Genomic DNA, 15,836 nt, shown 5'->3' on the forward strand with positions numbered 1-15,836 from the left:
CTGTTATTTCGATACACGCCAATTCAAATACAACCCTGCAATAATACCTAATGTATCCGGTATTAATGCAGCCAATAAGGTTGGCAATGCTCCACCTTTCCCTAAAGCACCAGCAAAGGTCATCACCCCATAATAAATAAAGATGATGAGAATACTAATACCAAAGCCGATAGATGAGCTAGAGCGTTGCTTTTGAAGGCCTAAAGGTGCACCTACGAGAGCAAATACAAAACTTGCCAACGGAATTGTAAAGCGTTGGTACATTTCCATTTCAAGTTTATTAGCATTAGTATAAGCAGCCTTATAAGCTCTGATTTGGTGACGTAACTCCTTAATCGTCAATTCCTCAGGCTTACGTTGATCTTGTTGAATATCTTTTGGGGCAGACTTAATCGGCAATGATTGCTCCTTAAATTTCATGGTACGTTCAACACCATTACCAGCTGATAAATCATAGATGATACCATTCTGCATCACCCAATATTGACCATTCCAGATAGCTGTATCAGCATTTTCAACTTGTTGTAACTTGCCGCCCTCCCCAAATTGTTGAACCGTAATCATGGACAACTGTTTGGTTTCAGCATCATAGCTCTTAGCATACATCAATGTGCCTAGCTCATCACCATTCATCGTTTTTAACACAATATGATTTTGTGTTTGAGGTGATGCATTTTTCATAATTTGTTCGCGCACAATCGTTTGATACATATGATTTGTACGAGGTACAACAAATTCATTAAATGCTACTGCCCCAATGGAAATGATGAGGGCAATAATATATACAGGCATGGCCAAGCGTAAAAAGCTTAGACCTCCAGCACGCATAACAACGATTTCACTAGTGCTACTCAAACGACTAAAAGTCATAAGAGAAGCCAATAGTACTGACATTGGGAATGTTAAAATAACAATACTTGGTAAAGCCAAGACAAATGCTTGCATAACAAGCAACAATGGTGCTCCATATTCAGTAATATATTGAGCAATCCTAAACAATGTGCCTGTACCAATAAAAATACTAGTAAAAGCAAAAACCCCAAATAGGAATGGGCCTACAAAAGCTTTTAAAATATATTTATCTAATAATCGCATAGCCCCTCCTATAATTTAAAGTTATCCCCTAAATAATGTTCACGAGCGATTGGATCATTCGCAATTTCATCAGGGGTACCCTCTAGGAGGATTTTACCATTACTCAAAATATAAGCCTTATCTACAATCCCCAATGTTTCGCGAACATTATGGTCTGTAATCAAGATACCAATACCTCGGTTCTTAACGTGTAAGATAATTTGCTGAATATCAGCAACCGCAATTGGATCGACACCTGCAAAAGGTTCATCAAGAAGGATGAAATTAGGTTCTAAGGCGAGGCAACGCGCAATTTCTACACGGCGTCGTTCACCACCAGATAATTGCATCCCCATACGGTCACGGACATGTCCAATATGAAATTCTTCAATCAATGATTCCACGATAGCTTCAATCTCATCAGATTTTTTTGCCGTAATCTGTAGCATGGCACGAATATTGTCCTCTACAGACATGGAACGAAAGATTGATGCCTCTTGCGGTAAGTATCCAATCCCTTCAGCCGCCCGCTTATACATAGGAATATTTGTTATATCCTTGCCATCAACGGTAATGATACCAGAACTTGGTCTTTCAATGCCTACAATCATATAAAATGACGTAGTTTTACCGGCCCCATTAGGCCCTAATAGACCTACAACTTGGCCTTTATCAACGCGTAGACTTACACCATCTACCACATTGCGTCCGCTAAAGGTTTTAACTAAGTTTTTGGTTTCTATATACATATATTATCCTTATTTATTCGGAACAATGACGAGTGTACTACGTCCACCTAATGTTTCAGCAGAATCATCAGCTAAACGAATTTTCAGTTCCGGTGCATTCAGTACATTACCATTTTGAACGGCATGCGCAGAACCCGATAAGAGTACCACTCCATCATTTTGGTTTGGCGTTTGTGTATATGTAGCTCGGTCAGCAGAACCAGACACGTTTCGTTCAGGATTAGAGAAGGTAACATTACCTTGCGCTACAGCACGAACTTCCTTCATCCATCCTTCTACCTTATCACCGGTTAAGGTTGTCCCTTCAGCAATCAAACGGGCATTGCCTGTAACAAGACCGTATTCAGAGTCAGTACTATACTCAACACTGTCGCCAAAGATTTGGCGATCAGCACGTTGTAAATGAACGCTACCATTAGCAGTGAATTTATTATTATTGTAACTGTGAACCGCTTGAGCAGACATGGCCATATCAGAACCAATCATAGATACACCACCATCAAGATTTGCTTCTTGAGTTTTTGTATTGTACCAACCCTTGGCACCAGTCATAGTTTTATCCGCTTGGGTAATAACAACATTACCTGTTGCATCTGCACGACCTGAATTGCCATCATAAGACAATGTATCAGCGCTGATAGTCAACGGATCATTTGCAGCCCAAACTGTAACAGATGCGGTCATGAGTACAGCTAATATAGCCATACCAATCTGTTTTTTCTTATTCATCATATTTCCTCTCAATTACTTCTTTGTTAATTTCGCATGTCCAATGGCTTTAATAATTTTTAAGGACATATTGCCCTCAAGCTTGTCACCTGTGAGGGTTACATCCTTACTGTTATAAGTGAAAGCCGTTTTAGATGTCAATGTTTTCGTTTTGTTATCAAAATGAAGGGCCTCAGTTTTAAATTCTGCACCTTCCGTATTGGTAGCAGTAACGCCTTGATCAATATCAAGAGAGTTTCGATCACCCGTCAGTACAGCATGAGGAGCTGTAATCGTAGTAGTCACATCATCTTGATAGAACAGACCTTTCAAATTGGTCAGAACGATAGCTTTTGTACGCGGGTCATATTCAATCTTCTCAGCCGATAATGCCCATACTAACTTGCCATCCTTTTCCTCTTGCAAGTCCGCACCTTGGAAATTAACGAGTTGTCCACTTTGATTTTGAGTGGAATTAGCCTCATTAGAGTCTTTCATAATAAATACAATAAGACCGATTAGAGCTAATACTATAGCGACCACAATGGCAATTAACTTTTTATTGTTTTTCATGCGCTCTCTCCCGTATAGCTATCTTCTTATCGTAATCAATAATTTGATCCATCTTAGTCATCCAACGATGTTGGAACCAAAGCCACTCATCTGGATGTTCACGAATAAATTCTTCCGTAACACGTACACAGGCTTCAGTTAGACGATACATATCAACATCTTCATCGCCAGTTTCCTCATAATGTAATGCCGGCAAGATATGAACGATATGTCCTCCTTCAGGCTTACGAGATGCAAAAATAGGTACTACAGGAGAGCCGAATTTCTTTGCAAATGTTGCTGGTCCCATAACAGCTGATGAATCTTGTCCCAAAAACGGAACTGGTAAACCATTTATATATCCATCTTGGTCAGCTAAGAATCCAAGAAGTTTTTTCTTTTTTAAAGCCTTAGCAGCAGAAACGATTTCGTTGCCACCACTAGCAAATACGTCAAGCCCCACCATCTCACGATATTCATTCATAAGGCGTGTGAATTGAGCATTAGGTTGTTTCTTAACAATTGTAGTGGAAGGATATCCATGAGCCGCCATAGCAGCCCCCATCCATTCCCAGTTGCCTACATGGCCGGTAAGAACGATAACTCCCTTATCTTCAGCAATGGCCTTTTCTAAATGTTCAACACCACGCATCTCTATGTGTTTATTGATAAAGGATTTCGTCAGGTTTGGCATGTATAATACTTCCATAACACTGCGACCAAGATTTTTGAACAACTTATTAATTAATTGTTCCGCCTCTTGATCGTTCATATTCATGCCAATTTTAATATTATTTATGCCTCTAAGCTTTTGCTTCTTCGCTATTAGCCCATATACAGGACCTAAACAAGCGCCTATGAGCAAAATGAGCTTGTATGGTAGTCGACAAACAAGCCAACTAATGCCTTTAACTAAATGGTATTGCCATTCGTTATTCATTCTGCCCACCTCCTTTATTGTCCATGAGCATGGGCCTCTCGCGCATAATCTGCAACAACAGAATCCCATAAACCTTGATTCTTCAGGATATATTCTACAGCCTCTCTAACAGCACCATGTCCACCATTGACGGTAGAAATAAATTTAGCTATTGATTTAACCTCTAATACCGCATTATTTGGTGCCATCGGCAAACCTACGAGTTGAAGAGCTCCTAAATCATTAAGATCATCACCCATGTAAGCAACCGAAGCTAAGTCGATTTGATGTTTTTTACAAAGAGCTCTTAATACTTCAGTTTTATTAGCATGCCCCATAAGAAGTTCATCAAAATGCAATTCCTTTGCACGGCGCTCTACCATAGGAGATACACGAGCCGTAATAATTGCTAACTTTATCCCTGATTTACGAGCCGCAGTCAAGCCTAAACCATCTTTTACAGAAAAGGCTTTGAGCTCTTCTCCAGTCGATGTATAAATTAGAGTGCCATCTGATAAAACTCCATCAACATCGAGAACAATCCATTGAATATTCATTATACAATGCCTCTACGCAATAAATCCGTAATGTGAACAATGCCAAGACATACATTATTAGTATCAACCACAGGTAATACGGTGATAGGGCGAGGTTGATTTTTCTCCATCAAATGAAGCGCTTCTGCGGCCAATTTATCCTTTGTAATCGTACGCGGCATAGACGTCATCATATCCTCTACGGGCCATTCTAAAAAATTGCTGCCAGAATCAAGTCCACGTCGAACATCACCATCAGTCACTAGACCTAACAAATGTCCTTCTTCATCAATAACATTTGTAGCACCTAACCCTTTTTCTGTCATTACAAAGAGTGCATCACGAACGGTAGCCCCTCTAAATACTGTTGGATTATCATCGCCACCATGCATGATATTTTCTACAGTCAACAATAATTTGCGACCTAAGGAACCACCTGGATGGAATACAGCAAAGTTTTCTGGAGTAAAATGATGGCGTTCCAATAAACATACTGCTAATGCATCACCTAGTGCTAGAGCAACAGTAGTACTTGTAGTAGGTGCTAAACCCAATGGACAAGCTTCTCGTTCTACCTCTGCCAACAATACAATATCAGAATTTTTTGCTAATGTAGACTCTGGTTTCCCTACAACACAGATTAATTTAGCTCCTATGCGGCGCAGAGACGGCAAAATACTAATGATTTCTCCTGTTTCACCACTATTAGAAAATGCTAACACTACATCATCTTCAGTAATCATACCAAGATCACCATGCACGCCTTCACCAGGATGCATAAAAAGTGCCGGTGTCCCTGTACTAGCCAAGGTAGCCGCAATTTTACGACCAATATGACCAGATTTCCCCATTCCTGTACATACTACACGGCCCTTACAAGCCAAAATCATATTTACAGCATTTACAAAATTGTGATCCAAACGAGAACTTAATTCTTCAATAGCACGAGCTTCCTCATGAAGCACCTGTGCCGCTTGTTCTAAAATAGTCACAAATACCGCCCCTAACCTTTTACGATTTTATCAATAGCTACTAAATCACGAAGCACAGCTTCAAATTGATCTAAATACAACATATTAGGACCATCAGACAATGCTTCCTCAGGATTATCGTGTACTTCAAAGAATAACCCATCTACGCCACTAGCCACAGCCGCACGTGCCAAATTTGGTACAAATTCACGGTTACCACTAGATTTAGTCCCTGCACCACCTGGTAATTGAACGCTATGAGTAGCATCAAAGATTACTGGATAGTCGAAAGAACGCATAATTGGGAAGGATCTCATGTCAACTACGAGATTATTATAACCAAAGCTAAAACCACGTTCGGTAAGCATAAGATTTTCATTACCTGTTTCTTTCATTTTATTAAGAACATTTTCCATGTCCTTAGGAGCCATGAATTGACCTTTTTTAACATTTACGCATTTACCAGTTTTAGCAGCGCCGTAAACAAGATCAGTTTGACGGCATAAAAAAGCTGGAATTTGTAGAATATCTAATACTTCAGCTGCAGGTTCAATTTGCTCGATAGAGTGAATGTCACTGACAACGGGCACATTGAGTTCCTTCTTAATAGAAGCAAGCATTTTTAACCCTTCCTCAAGACCTGGTCCACGGAAGGAACTAAAGCTAGAGCGATTAGCTTTATCAAAGGAAGCTTTAAAGATATAGGGAACACCTAAACGTTCGCATATCTCTTTTGCTCGTTTACCGATAGCTAATGTGCGGTCATAGTCCTCAATAACACATGGACCTGCAAGGACAAATAAACCCTTGCCGCCACCCACAGTAATATCTTTAATTTGAACTGTTTTCATTTATTTCTCCTCTTGCTCGTAAATTGCATTAACACGAGCTAAGTCTTCAGGTGTATCAACACCGATAAATCGTTTATTTGTCAAAATAACACGAATTGTATAACCGTTCTCTAGAGCACGTAATTGTTCTAGAGATTCTGTTCGCTCCGCCGGAGTTGGCTCCATCTTAGCGTAGTTTAATAAAAACTCTCTACGATATGCATAGATGCCAATATGTTTTAGTGGCGGACGCACAAAATCATGGCGAGGATATGGGATTAAAGATCTAGAAAAATACATCGCATCATTACGATTATTTAAAATGACCTTTACCGCTGATGGCTCCTCGTACTCTTCCTCTAATAAAGGAGTAGCTACTGTGGCCATCTGCAAGTTTGGATCTTCCTCAAATAGACGTGCCAAGTCATCAATAAGATTTGGATCAATCATCGGTTCATCACCTTGGACATTGATAACAACATCCAAGTCTGTATAATGACTCGCAACCTCTGCTAATCGATCCGTCCCTGTAGGGTGATTAGGATCTGTCATCATAACAGTTCCCCCAAACTGTTGTACTGCAGAATATACGCGGTTATCATCAGTGGCTACAATTGTACATACTGTCTTTGTAGCTTGTGATACCCTTGCATAAACCCGTTCAATCATAGGTTTACCTGCAATATCAGCTAATGGTTTGCCCGGTAATCTTGTAGAACCATAACGCGCAGGAATAACACATCCAAACTTCACGATAAAACCCCATTTCTGTTATTCGTGTATCTTATTATTATACACTAAATCTCTAAATTTTCTATGAATTCTTGTTTTCCAGAAACAAATTCAATCCCTATAGATAGCACCAGAATCGGTATTTTCAAGTCTTCAATTGCATGCAACTGACTTAACTTAACTGCATCCTTTTCTGTAATGCAAATAGCATCAGCTTGATGAGCAAATGCTTGTTTCCAAATCTCAACTACATCATCATTTGAAAAGTCATGATGATCTCCAAATGGCAAGGTATGAACAACGTTATACCCTACATCAGTTAACGTTTGTGTAAAGGATTGAGGGTTTCCAATTCCACTCACAGCCATAATGCGTTGTTCCTTGTAAGCATCTACAGAAGCCCCAACAGAACCATTAGCCCACTCATCTAAGGTGTACATAAATTGCGGCTTATGTGTTGTTTCATAGACAGGTATATTGGGAATCATCTGAGTTAATCGCTTTCGAATGCCGGATACAATACCTGGTGCTACTTGATCAACCTTAGTAAGAACGATAATATCCGCACGCTGTAAACCACTAAGGGGTTCACGTAATAGTCCCCGTGGCAATACATGTTCATAGCCAAACGGATTGGATGCATCGATTAGTACAATATCAATATCTCTTGCTAGTGCACGATGTTGAAAGCCATCATCCATAATAAGACAATCGGCACCTAGCTCATTAATAGCGATTTCTGCAGATTTGGAACGTTCACGTCCAATGATTACATTAGATTTTTGTAAAACCTTAGCCAGTAACCAAGCCTCATCACCACTGATAGATGGCTCTACAAGCATTGTTCCATCTTTAGAAATAATAATATTTTTGTTATTATCTTCTGCACGGTATCCACGACTAAGAACAGTAGGATGAAGGCCCTTCTGAGTAAGCACATCACAAATAAATCGCACCATCGGTGTTTTTCCAGTACCACCAGCCGTAATGTTGCCAACGCTGATTACAGGCACTGTAACTTTCGTAACGCCTTTACCCTCATCAAATCGAGCATTGCGTATTGATACAGCTTTCTCATAACCTTTACTCAAAAGGCCTAAACTGGAGCGAGCTATATCACCTAATACGGATTGATCTTCACCACTAACGATGGATTTGAATAATGCTTCCCCACTCATAGGTGACGCCTCCTATTATGTAATACAGTAAACTAATCTACAAATTTAGTCTTACTACGGAATAATTTGATGTTTCTCAAATAGCAAACGTAACTCTTGTGTATTACGCCGCGTAGCACCACGATTTTCTTTAATGATATCCAGGCAGTTTTGCCCCATCTTTTTAGCCAAGTCTCTATCCTTACATAAACGCAAGACCATAGCGGTTAACTCTTTTCCATTCTTCACTTGCTCACAAGCATTTCGAGAGTTTAATAAGGCGAAAATTTCTTTAAAGTTAAACATATGAGGCCCAACCAAAATTGGCTTACCATGTGCAGCTGGTTCCAAAATATTATGGCCTCCAGTTTTAACAAGGGAACCACCAACAAAGATAATATCGCCTAAGCTATACAGTCGGCCAAGTTCACCAATGGTATCTAAAACGACAACGGGAATACCTTCATGAACAGGCTCCTTCATATCGCTACGACAAATAGCACTCAATTCATAACGCTTTGCAATATTTTGCACATCATGACCGCGATAAATTTCACGAGGCGCAATCAATAAACGAGCTTGTGGATACTCTTTCAATACTTGCTTGAAGGTTTCAAAAATAGCCTCTTCTTCACCTTTGTGAGTACTACCTGCAATAATGATAGGATGATTATTTCCAAAGCCAAATTCATCGAGAAGAGCTTGTTTTTCTTCATATGATACGGTGGCATATGTTTGATCGTATTTCATATTACCTGTTACGGTAATATCAGGTGTATGAGCACCTAAACTTTCAATATACGCCGCATCAAATTTGGACTGCATGCAGAAACGCTCAATAGAGCGTAACATTTCACGCGTAAAAGCACTGATATACTTATAACGTTTCATACTGCGATCTGAAATGCGTCCATTAACCATCATAACTGGAATGTTTTCCGATTCGGCGATACGCAAGAAGTTTGGCCAAATTTCAGTTTCTACGAGTAAAATAGTAATCGGCTTAATAATATGTAAAATTTTACGAGTTAAATACGGCAAATCAAGGGGAAAGAATATAATTCCTTCTGCTTCAGGAATGATACGATGAGCCATAGCATGACCAGTAGCAGTAACTACTGACACAACCACAACAGCTTCAGGAAATTCCTTTTTAACCTCTTTTACCAATGGACTGGTAGCCACAATTTCCCCTACGGAAGCGGCGTGAATCCAAATAGCACGACGCCCTTCAATTTTCTTTAATAGCGAAGCGGGCATATAGCCTGCACTTTGTTTGATACGCTCATAAAAGCCATCTTCAAAGGCAAGTCGGTATAAAATAACCGGAATCAAGCCTATCCAATAAAATATGAGCAATACGTTATATATCCAGTACATGGTTATCCTTTATTGGAGAATTGAACGGAATAAAGATGATTGTACAATCCGCCGTCAACAGCTAATAGCTCTTGGTGAGTCCCCTGCTCTACCAAGCGACCTTGATTAAGTACAACAATTTGATGAGCATTTTGAACGGTGCTCAATCGATGGGCAATGACAAATGCCGTACGCCCTTTCATGAGACGATCTAACGCCTCTTGTACAAGCTTTTCGCTCTCAGTATCTAAAGCAGATGTGGCTTCATCTAAAATTAGAATTCGAGGATCTTTTAAAATAGCACGTGCGATAGCAACGCGTTGACGTTGTCCACCAGATAGCGAACTGCCTCGTTCACCTACAATCGTATCGAGACCATCAGGCATTTTCTCAACGAACTCAAGTACATTAGCCGCTTTAGCCGCTTCATACACGTCTTCATCAGTAGCATCTAAACGACCATACAAGATATTCTCTTTAATTGTAGCATTGAACAATACGGTTTCCTGTGGTACAAGACCAATTTGTTCACGCAAAGATTTAAAAGTAACATCTTTCACGTTATAACCATCTATTGTAATAGAGCCACCTGTTACATCATAGAAACGAGGTAGTAGGTTAGCGAGAGTTGTCTTACCTGCACCAGATGGACCAACAAGGGCTACACTTTCGCCAGCCTTAACTGACAAGGTAAAATTTTCTAAGGCAGCCTTTTCTCCATCATAGGAGAAAGAAACATCATTAAACTCCACATTGCCGGTAATAGCAGGCAATGTAATAGCATCAGGTTTCTCCACAACATCTGTTTTAGTATCTAAAATTTCAAATACACGATCAGCAGCAGCCAACGCCTTTTGAATATTACCATATACTTGACTCAAACGTTTTACGGGATTTGACAAGTTAATAGCATAAATCAAGAAAGCAATCAAAGAACCTGCAGTAATAGCACCTGTTACTACGGAGTAACCGCCGTACCAAAGGATGACCGCTACAGCGATTGCCGCAGAAAACTCAACCATTGGGCTTAACAAGCTAGTCAATTTAGTAGCTTTGATAACTGCTTTAAAATTGCGATCATTTTCATCTTCAAAGCGCTTACGCTCAAAATCTTCACGAGCAAAGGATTTTACAACGCGAACTGCACTAATTACCTCTTGTAAAAGTGCCGTAATATCAGCTACACGCCCTTGGACATCATGCCCTGCCACGCGAAGCTTCTTACCAAAAACATTGATAATCACTAAAACTACGGGAACCGTAATAAAAGTAACTAACGTCAATTTCCAGTCAATGAGAAGCATGGACACCAAGGAACCGATAAGTGTTACAGATTCAGTGATAAAAGAAATCAAATTATCTACCACGGCCGTTTGCAATGCAGCTACGTCATTTGTAAGATTACTCATGATAACGCCCGTCTTACGACGATCGAAATAGGATAAGCTTAATTTTTGTAGATGATTAAAAATAGCCTCACGTACATCGATAATCACGCGCTGTCCGATGTAGGACATGTTATAAGTTTGACCATAGGTAGCAAAGCCACGAATTAGGAAAATGAGTATAATAGCACCTACAATAAGGTTCAACATAAACATATTCTTTTCATCTAATACTTGGTCTACTACATTCTTAATTAGCCAAGGTACTACCAAATAGGCAGCAGCAGCGACAATCATGCAGAATACTGCAAAAAGCATTCGCTTATAATAAGGCTTTACAAAGTATAAGAGCCTAGAATAACTATTCATTACATTTCTCCTTACCGAGATTATATACAAGATGTGCTACCCGTTTTACTGCACCCGGCTCACCTAATTTATGACGTACTTCGCGCAATTCACTGCGCATAGCTTCATTTTTGTCTACATCGCTGAGCAATGGTTCTACCAAAGACACAATTGCGTCTGGAGTGACAGCATCTTGTAATAATTCGGGAATGACTTCTTTACCCGCTACAATATTAGGCAAGCCCACATGTGTTACATTCACAACCATCTTACCAATACCATACGTAATTGGAGATACACGATACAATAATACCGTTGGCAATTCCATCATCGCCGTTTCTAATGTAGCCGTTCCTGATGCAGCAAGGCACACATCACAAATCTGCATCAAGTCATATGTATGGTCTTCCGTAATCGTAACAGGCACCTTATGAACATCGATAAACTCTTCTAGCTCACTTCGATCAATTGTATGTGCTCGAGGCAAGAAGAATTGAATATCTTCATGCTTCGCCATCAATTGCTCACCACTTTTTAACATCGTATCAAGTAAGGATAAAACCTCTTGTTTACGACTGCCAGGCATGAGCAATATCTTTTTAGCCTCTTTGCGAGCCCCAAAGTATGCTTCGGCCACATCCTTAGTCATCGTAGGATGTACGATGTCGAGTAAAGGATGCCCTACAAAATCTACATTACATTTATACTTGCGATATGCTTCAGCTTCAAATGGAAAGATAGATGCTACCTTAGTTACATACTTACGGATTGTATTACCTCGACTACTATGCCATGCCCAAATCGTTGGAGCAATATAATACAAAACAGGAATCCCCAGTTCATGAGCCACCGCAGCTAATTTCATATTAAAACCTGGGTAATCTACACAAACGAGAATATCTGGTTTCTCCTTCATCATGACGCGTTTCAAATACGTGCGCAACTTAAAGAATTTTGGCAATGATTTCACAATCTCTACAATACCAATGACACCAAGATTCTTAATATCATACACGATACGAACACCAGCACGCTCCATCAAGGTGCCACCCATACCAAACATTTCTACAGAAGGATCTATTTCTCTCAATGCATTGGCTACACTTGCCGCATGAGTATCGCCGGAAGCTTCACCGGCGGAAAACATGACTTTCATTATGCATCCTTTCTGGAATTTACAAATTCTTGGTCAACAGCACAGATAACAATACCATGACGATCTGCCATATCAAGCACATCTTGTTGTTGTACGAAAATAGTCTTTTCCGCTTCTACAGCTAGTACCTTACAACCACTATCAATCATAGACATGAGCGTTTTTATACCTACTGCCGGCACATCAAAGCGTACATCTTGATTTGGTTTTTCTGTTTTAACAACAATCGCATCTCCGCGCCCCAGTTCTCCACCTCTCAAGATACACTTGTCAGTCCCTTCAATGGCTTCAATTGCCATGACCGCCTTATGTTTAACAACAACGGTTTGACCAATATCAAGGGCCCCCATTTGTTTAGCTAGTTCAAAACCAAAACAAATGTCAGCCCATTGCTCATCTGTAGGTTGTGCTTTTGAAAGCACTCCTACCTTTGGCATAAATGGTTTCAAGTATGCTGTTTGATCTAATACTTTAAAGCCTTCTCGTTCGATTTCATCAACGATGGCAAGCATAATCGTATCATCTTTACGATTTTTAAGACGCTTTAAAACACCTAATGTTTTTAAATCAGGAAACGTAAGACCTTTAAAAAGAATCTCTTTAGTAACTTTCCCAAGCATGGTTAACTCTTCAACCTCTTCTTTTTTCAAGGTTTTGAAGATTTTACCTAGTTTAGCAACACCAATATCGTAGAAAGCATCAGCCTCAGCCTTTAGAGCCGGGTCTATATCAGGTACCACACCGATAACAACCACCTCGTGGCCCAATACATGAGCGGCACGCATGAATTCTACAGGCAAAACACCTATGCCCGCAATTAATCCTACCTTTGCCAAGACTATACCTCCTAGATGGCCTCACGGCCTATATATCAATTAGTAATTTCAAGTTCCCTATGAAAAGGCCTAAAAATAGACATAATCATATACAATATATTGTACTATAAATAGCTACTTTTTACCATTAAAAAGCCATGGTTTATGCCCTTTTCTTCATCATTTTATTATAATTCCCTTATTCCTTTTAAGCACTAAAAAATCTACGATTATATCTATCAAAACTTTTCTATAAATATAAAAATATAATGTAAATTATCATTGATATAAAACTCAACTAGTAATAATGCACACAAAAAGACCTCGTACATTGTACGAGGTCCTCATAATTAGTCGCGACGAGTACGCATAATTCCCCTATCCGCATTGCGTAGGAAGCGTAATAAATTTTCAATTTCTACGGAAGAATCCAATTGTAATTCCATTTCTTCAATCGCCTTAGATAAGCTGAATCCAGAACGATAAATAATACGGAATGCCTGTTTCAAATCACGTCGTACATCTTCGGAAATCCCTGCACGAGATAGGCCTACAGAGTTTAGACCGATAACACGTGCCGGTTGACCATCAGCAATTACGTAAGGTGGGATATCTTGTACCACCTTAGCCATCCCGCCAACCATTGCATTACGACCGATTTTAACAAATTGATGAATACCTGCAAGGCCACCAATAACAACGCGATCTTCAACGATAGCGTGCCCTGCAAGACCAGCACAATTACTCATTATTACATTATTACCAACGATACAGTTATGAGCCACATGTGTACAGGCTTGAAGTAAACAATTATTGCCTACACGTGTTTCTTCACCTTCACCAGTAGCGCGGCTAATAGTTACGAATTCACGAATAACCGTTTCATCGCCAATATTACAATAGCTTTTTTCGCCTTTAAATTTTAAATCTTGCGGTTCCAACCCAATAGATGCGTTAGGATAAATTTCACAACGCTTACCAATGGTTGTCCAACCACCAATTACAACATGTGCACCGATTTGTGTGCCATCGCCAATCTCGACATGTTCGCCGATAACAGCGCCAGGACCTACGATTACATCTTTGCCCAATTTAGCATTTGGATGGACTATGGCTGTACTATGGATGTTGGATTTCGCATTTTCCATGCCTACAACTATCACTACAATCACTCCTCATTCTATTATACAAGGGCAAACATGTATTCACCGCTAGCGCACAATTTGTCGCCAACATAGGCACGGCCTTCAACCTTGCCCATTTTACCTTTAATTTTAACAATATCTACCTCCATGCGAACTTGATCGCCAGGTTTTACAGGATGGCGGAAACGCACTTTATCAATACCTGTAAACATAGGAGTAAGACCACGATTTTCCTCAGGGTATAATAATGCAATACCACCGACTTGAGCAATAGCTTCAGTCAATAATACACCTGGCATAACTGGGTTCCCTGGAAAGTGACCTTGGAAGAACAATTCGTTGAATGTAGCATTTTTAATACCCACAGCACGTTTCATAGGTTCTAACTCAACAATGCGATCAACCAAAAGCATTGGGTAACGATGAGGTAAAATTTCTAAAATATCTTCGTGATTAAGAATCATGGCTGTGTCTCCCTTATTTCTTCCATTATACTGCGAGCCAATCTTGAATTTAATTCATGACTCGATTTCAAAGCAATTACATGGCCTTCAATCGGTCCTAACAAGAATAAATCCCCTATAACATCTAATGCTTTATGGCGAACTAATTCATCCTCAAAGCGTGGTATAGATAGACATTTCTCATCATCATAGACTAATGCATTATCTAGGCTACCGCCTTTTGCAAGCCCCATGGCCTGTAATTGTTCCAATTCCTTCATAAATCCGATAGTCCTAGCCGGTCCAATGTGTGCTTTGAAATACTCAGGCGATACTTCAAAATCACATTGTTGCGTACCAAGTAACGGATGGCTGTTAATTGATGTAAAAGTCATGCGATAGCCATCATATGGCAAAATCACAATAAAACGATCCCCATCATAAACAGCATGAGATCGAGTCACTTTGTATATATGACGCGATGCTATTTGTTCTTCAATGCCAGCCTCTTCAATAAGATTGACAAAAATAGCACTACTACCATCACCTACAGGAGGTTCTGGAGAATCCATTTCAATATAACAGTTATCAATATTCATAGCACTGAACGCTGCCATCACATGTTCAACAGTAAATACCTTTGCTTCACCATTTTCCAGCGTGGTAGCGCGCATAGTGTTCGTCACATTATCAATGTGTGCTCGCACAGAAGGATGCCCTTCAATGTCCGTGCGGACAAACACAATTCCTGTATCTTCAGGTGCAGGCTTAAAAACCATATATACTGGTTCACCGCTATGAAGGCCAATCCCTTGATATGAAACAGCCTTTTTTATTGTTTGTTGTGGCTTACTCATAAGAATGTCCTTTCATAATCCGAATTCACGTTTACTATACACCAATATGTATTATACCCTATTTGCATAGGCGTTACAAGAAATTTACCATATATTACGC

General features: G+C 39.8%; 17 protein-coding genes. All 17 read right to left on the minus strand.

The window, feature by feature from the left end:
- Window positions 1-3 precede the first annotated feature (3 nt).
- Window positions 4-1,095: an LptF/LptG family permease gene (locus tag E6X37_RS08615; protein ID WP_012864077.1), complete on the minus strand. Its 1,092-nt coding sequence runs from the start codon at window positions 1,093-1,095 to the stop codon at window positions 4-6.
- An 8-nt stretch (window positions 1,096-1,103) separates the two neighbouring features.
- Complete coding sequence (lptB, locus tag E6X37_RS08620) at window positions 1,104-1,823, minus strand: LPS export ABC transporter ATP-binding protein (protein ID WP_012864076.1); 720 nt, start codon at window positions 1,821-1,823, stop codon at window positions 1,104-1,106.
- A gap of 9 nt (window positions 1,824-1,832) precedes the next feature.
- On the minus strand, window positions 1,833-2,555 hold the full coding sequence (locus E6X37_RS08625) for an LptA/OstA family protein (protein ID WP_004698437.1): 723 nt from the start codon (window positions 2,553-2,555) through the stop codon (window positions 1,833-1,835).
- Between the two features lie 12 nt (window positions 2,556-2,567).
- A complete protein-coding gene (gene lptC / locus E6X37_RS08630) occupies window positions 2,568-3,104 on the minus strand; it encodes an LPS export ABC transporter periplasmic protein LptC (protein ID WP_004698432.1) in 537 nt (178 codons plus the stop codon).
- On the minus strand, window positions 3,091-4,023 hold the full coding sequence (locus E6X37_RS08635; RefSeq protein WP_004698446.1) for a lysophospholipid acyltransferase family protein: 933 nt from the start codon (window positions 4,021-4,023) through the stop codon (window positions 3,091-3,093). The genes lptC and E6X37_RS08635 overlap by 14 nt, the downstream gene beginning before the upstream one ends.
- A 14-nt stretch (window positions 4,024-4,037) precedes the next feature.
- Window positions 4,038-4,559 carry a KdsC family phosphatase gene (locus tag E6X37_RS08640; protein ID WP_004698460.1) on the minus strand — a complete coding sequence of 174 codons (522 nt, stop codon included), beginning with the start codon at window positions 4,557-4,559 and terminating at the stop codon, window positions 4,038-4,040.
- Window positions 4,559-5,530 (minus strand): KpsF/GutQ family sugar-phosphate isomerase, encoded by a 972-nt coding sequence (locus tag E6X37_RS08645; RefSeq protein ID WP_058948513.1) that lies wholly within the window; start codon window positions 5,528-5,530, stop codon window positions 4,559-4,561. Before E6X37_RS08645 ends, E6X37_RS08640 begins: the two co-directional genes overlap by 1 nt.
- An 11-nt stretch (window positions 5,531-5,541) precedes the next feature.
- Window positions 5,542-6,360, minus strand: coding sequence for a 3-deoxy-8-phosphooctulonate synthase (kdsA, locus tag E6X37_RS08650; RefSeq protein WP_004698452.1), 819 nt, complete (start codon window positions 6,358-6,360; stop codon window positions 5,542-5,544).
- Window positions 6,361-7,092: a 3-deoxy-manno-octulosonate cytidylyltransferase gene (gene kdsB / locus E6X37_RS08655; protein ID WP_004698512.1), complete on the minus strand. Its 732-nt coding sequence runs from the start codon at window positions 7,090-7,092 to the stop codon at window positions 6,361-6,363. It lies immediately after the preceding gene.
- Between the two features lie 44 nt (window positions 7,093-7,136).
- Window positions 7,137-8,249, minus strand: coding sequence for a tetraacyldisaccharide 4'-kinase (lpxK, locus tag E6X37_RS08660; RefSeq protein WP_004695492.1), 1,113 nt, complete (start codon window positions 8,247-8,249; stop codon window positions 7,137-7,139).
- A 54-nt stretch (window positions 8,250-8,303) separates the two neighbouring features.
- Window positions 8,304-9,608 (minus strand): 3-deoxy-D-manno-octulosonic acid transferase, encoded by a 1,305-nt coding sequence (locus tag E6X37_RS08665; RefSeq protein WP_012864072.1) that lies wholly within the window; start codon window positions 9,606-9,608, stop codon window positions 8,304-8,306.
- A 2-nt stretch (window positions 9,609-9,610) separates the two neighbouring features.
- Window positions 9,611-11,341 carry an ABC transporter ATP-binding protein gene (locus E6X37_RS08670; protein ID WP_012864071.1) on the minus strand — a complete coding sequence of 577 codons (1,731 nt, stop codon included), beginning with the start codon at window positions 11,339-11,341 and terminating at the stop codon, window positions 9,611-9,613.
- Window positions 11,334-12,476 (minus strand): lipid-A-disaccharide synthase, encoded by a 1,143-nt coding sequence (gene lpxB / locus E6X37_RS08675; protein ID WP_008715788.1) that lies wholly within the window; start codon window positions 12,474-12,476, stop codon window positions 11,334-11,336. Before lpxB ends, E6X37_RS08670 begins: the two co-directional genes overlap by 8 nt.
- Window positions 12,476-13,312: an LpxI family protein gene (locus tag E6X37_RS08680; RefSeq protein WP_287507761.1), complete on the minus strand. Its 837-nt coding sequence runs from the start codon at window positions 13,310-13,312 to the stop codon at window positions 12,476-12,478. Before E6X37_RS08680 ends, lpxB begins: the two co-directional genes overlap by 1 nt.
- A 329-nt stretch (window positions 13,313-13,641) precedes the next feature.
- On the minus strand, window positions 13,642-14,454 hold the full coding sequence (gene lpxA, locus E6X37_RS08685) for an acyl-ACP--UDP-N-acetylglucosamine O-acyltransferase (RefSeq protein ID WP_004698481.1): 813 nt from the start codon (window positions 14,452-14,454) through the stop codon (window positions 13,642-13,644).
- 20 nt (window positions 14,455-14,474) lie between these two features.
- Entirely contained in the window at window positions 14,475-14,900 is a 426-nt protein-coding gene (gene fabZ, locus E6X37_RS08690; protein WP_004695477.1) for a 3-hydroxyacyl-ACP dehydratase FabZ, read from the minus strand.
- Window positions 14,897-15,736: a UDP-3-O-acyl-N-acetylglucosamine deacetylase gene (lpxC, locus tag E6X37_RS08695; RefSeq protein WP_215675945.1), complete on the minus strand. Its 840-nt coding sequence runs from the start codon at window positions 15,734-15,736 to the stop codon at window positions 14,897-14,899. Before lpxC ends, fabZ begins: the two co-directional genes overlap by 4 nt.
- Window positions 15,737-15,836: the final 100 nt, after the last annotated feature.

The organism is Veillonella parvula (assembly GCF_032550495.1).
Taxonomy (GTDB): domain Bacteria; phylum Bacillota; class Negativicutes; order Veillonellales; family Veillonellaceae; genus Veillonella; species Veillonella parvula_G.

Coding starts and splice junctions, on each gene's coding strand:
- kdsA (WP_004698452.1), bottom strand. CDS start 6,360: ATGAAAACAGTTCAAATTAAAGATATTACTGTGGGTGGCGGCAAGGGT.
- E6X37_RS08635 (WP_004698446.1), bottom strand. CDS start 4,023: ATGAATAACGAATGGCAATACCATTTAGTTAAAGGCATTAGTTGGCTT.
- E6X37_RS08625 (WP_004698437.1), bottom strand. CDS start 2,555: ATGATGAATAAGAAAAAACAGATTGGTATGGCTATATTAGCTGTACTC.
- E6X37_RS08665 (WP_012864072.1), bottom strand. CDS start 9,608: ATGTACTGGATATATAACGTATTGCTCATATTTTATTGGATAGGCTTG.
- E6X37_RS08670 (WP_012864071.1), bottom strand. CDS start 11,341: ATGAATAGTTATTCTAGGCTCTTATACTTTGTAAAGCCTTATTATAAG.
- fabZ (WP_004695477.1), bottom strand. CDS start 14,900: ATGATTCTTAATCACGAAGATATTTTAGAAATTTTACCTCATCGTTAC.
- E6X37_RS08615 (WP_012864077.1), bottom strand. CDS start 1,095: ATGCGATTATTAGATAAATATATTTTAAAAGCTTTTGTAGGCCCATTC.
- lptB (WP_012864076.1), bottom strand. CDS start 1,823: ATGTATATAGAAACCAAAAACTTAGTTAAAACCTTTAGCGGACGCAAT.
- lpxB (WP_008715788.1), bottom strand. CDS start 12,476: ATGAAAGTCATGTTTTCCGCCGGTGAAGCTTCCGGCGATACTCATGCG.
- lptC (WP_004698432.1), bottom strand. CDS start 3,104: ATGAAAAACAATAAAAAGTTAATTGCCATTGTGGTCGCTATAGTATTA.
- lpxC (WP_215675945.1), bottom strand. CDS start 15,736: ATGAGTAAGCCACAACAAACAATAAAAAAGGCTGTTTCATATCAAGGG.
- E6X37_RS08640 (WP_004698460.1), bottom strand. CDS start 4,559: ATGAATATTCAATGGATTGTTCTCGATGTTGATGGAGTTTTATCAGAT.
- lpxK (WP_004695492.1), bottom strand. CDS start 8,249: ATGAGTGGGGAAGCATTATTCAAATCCATCGTTAGTGGTGAAGATCAA.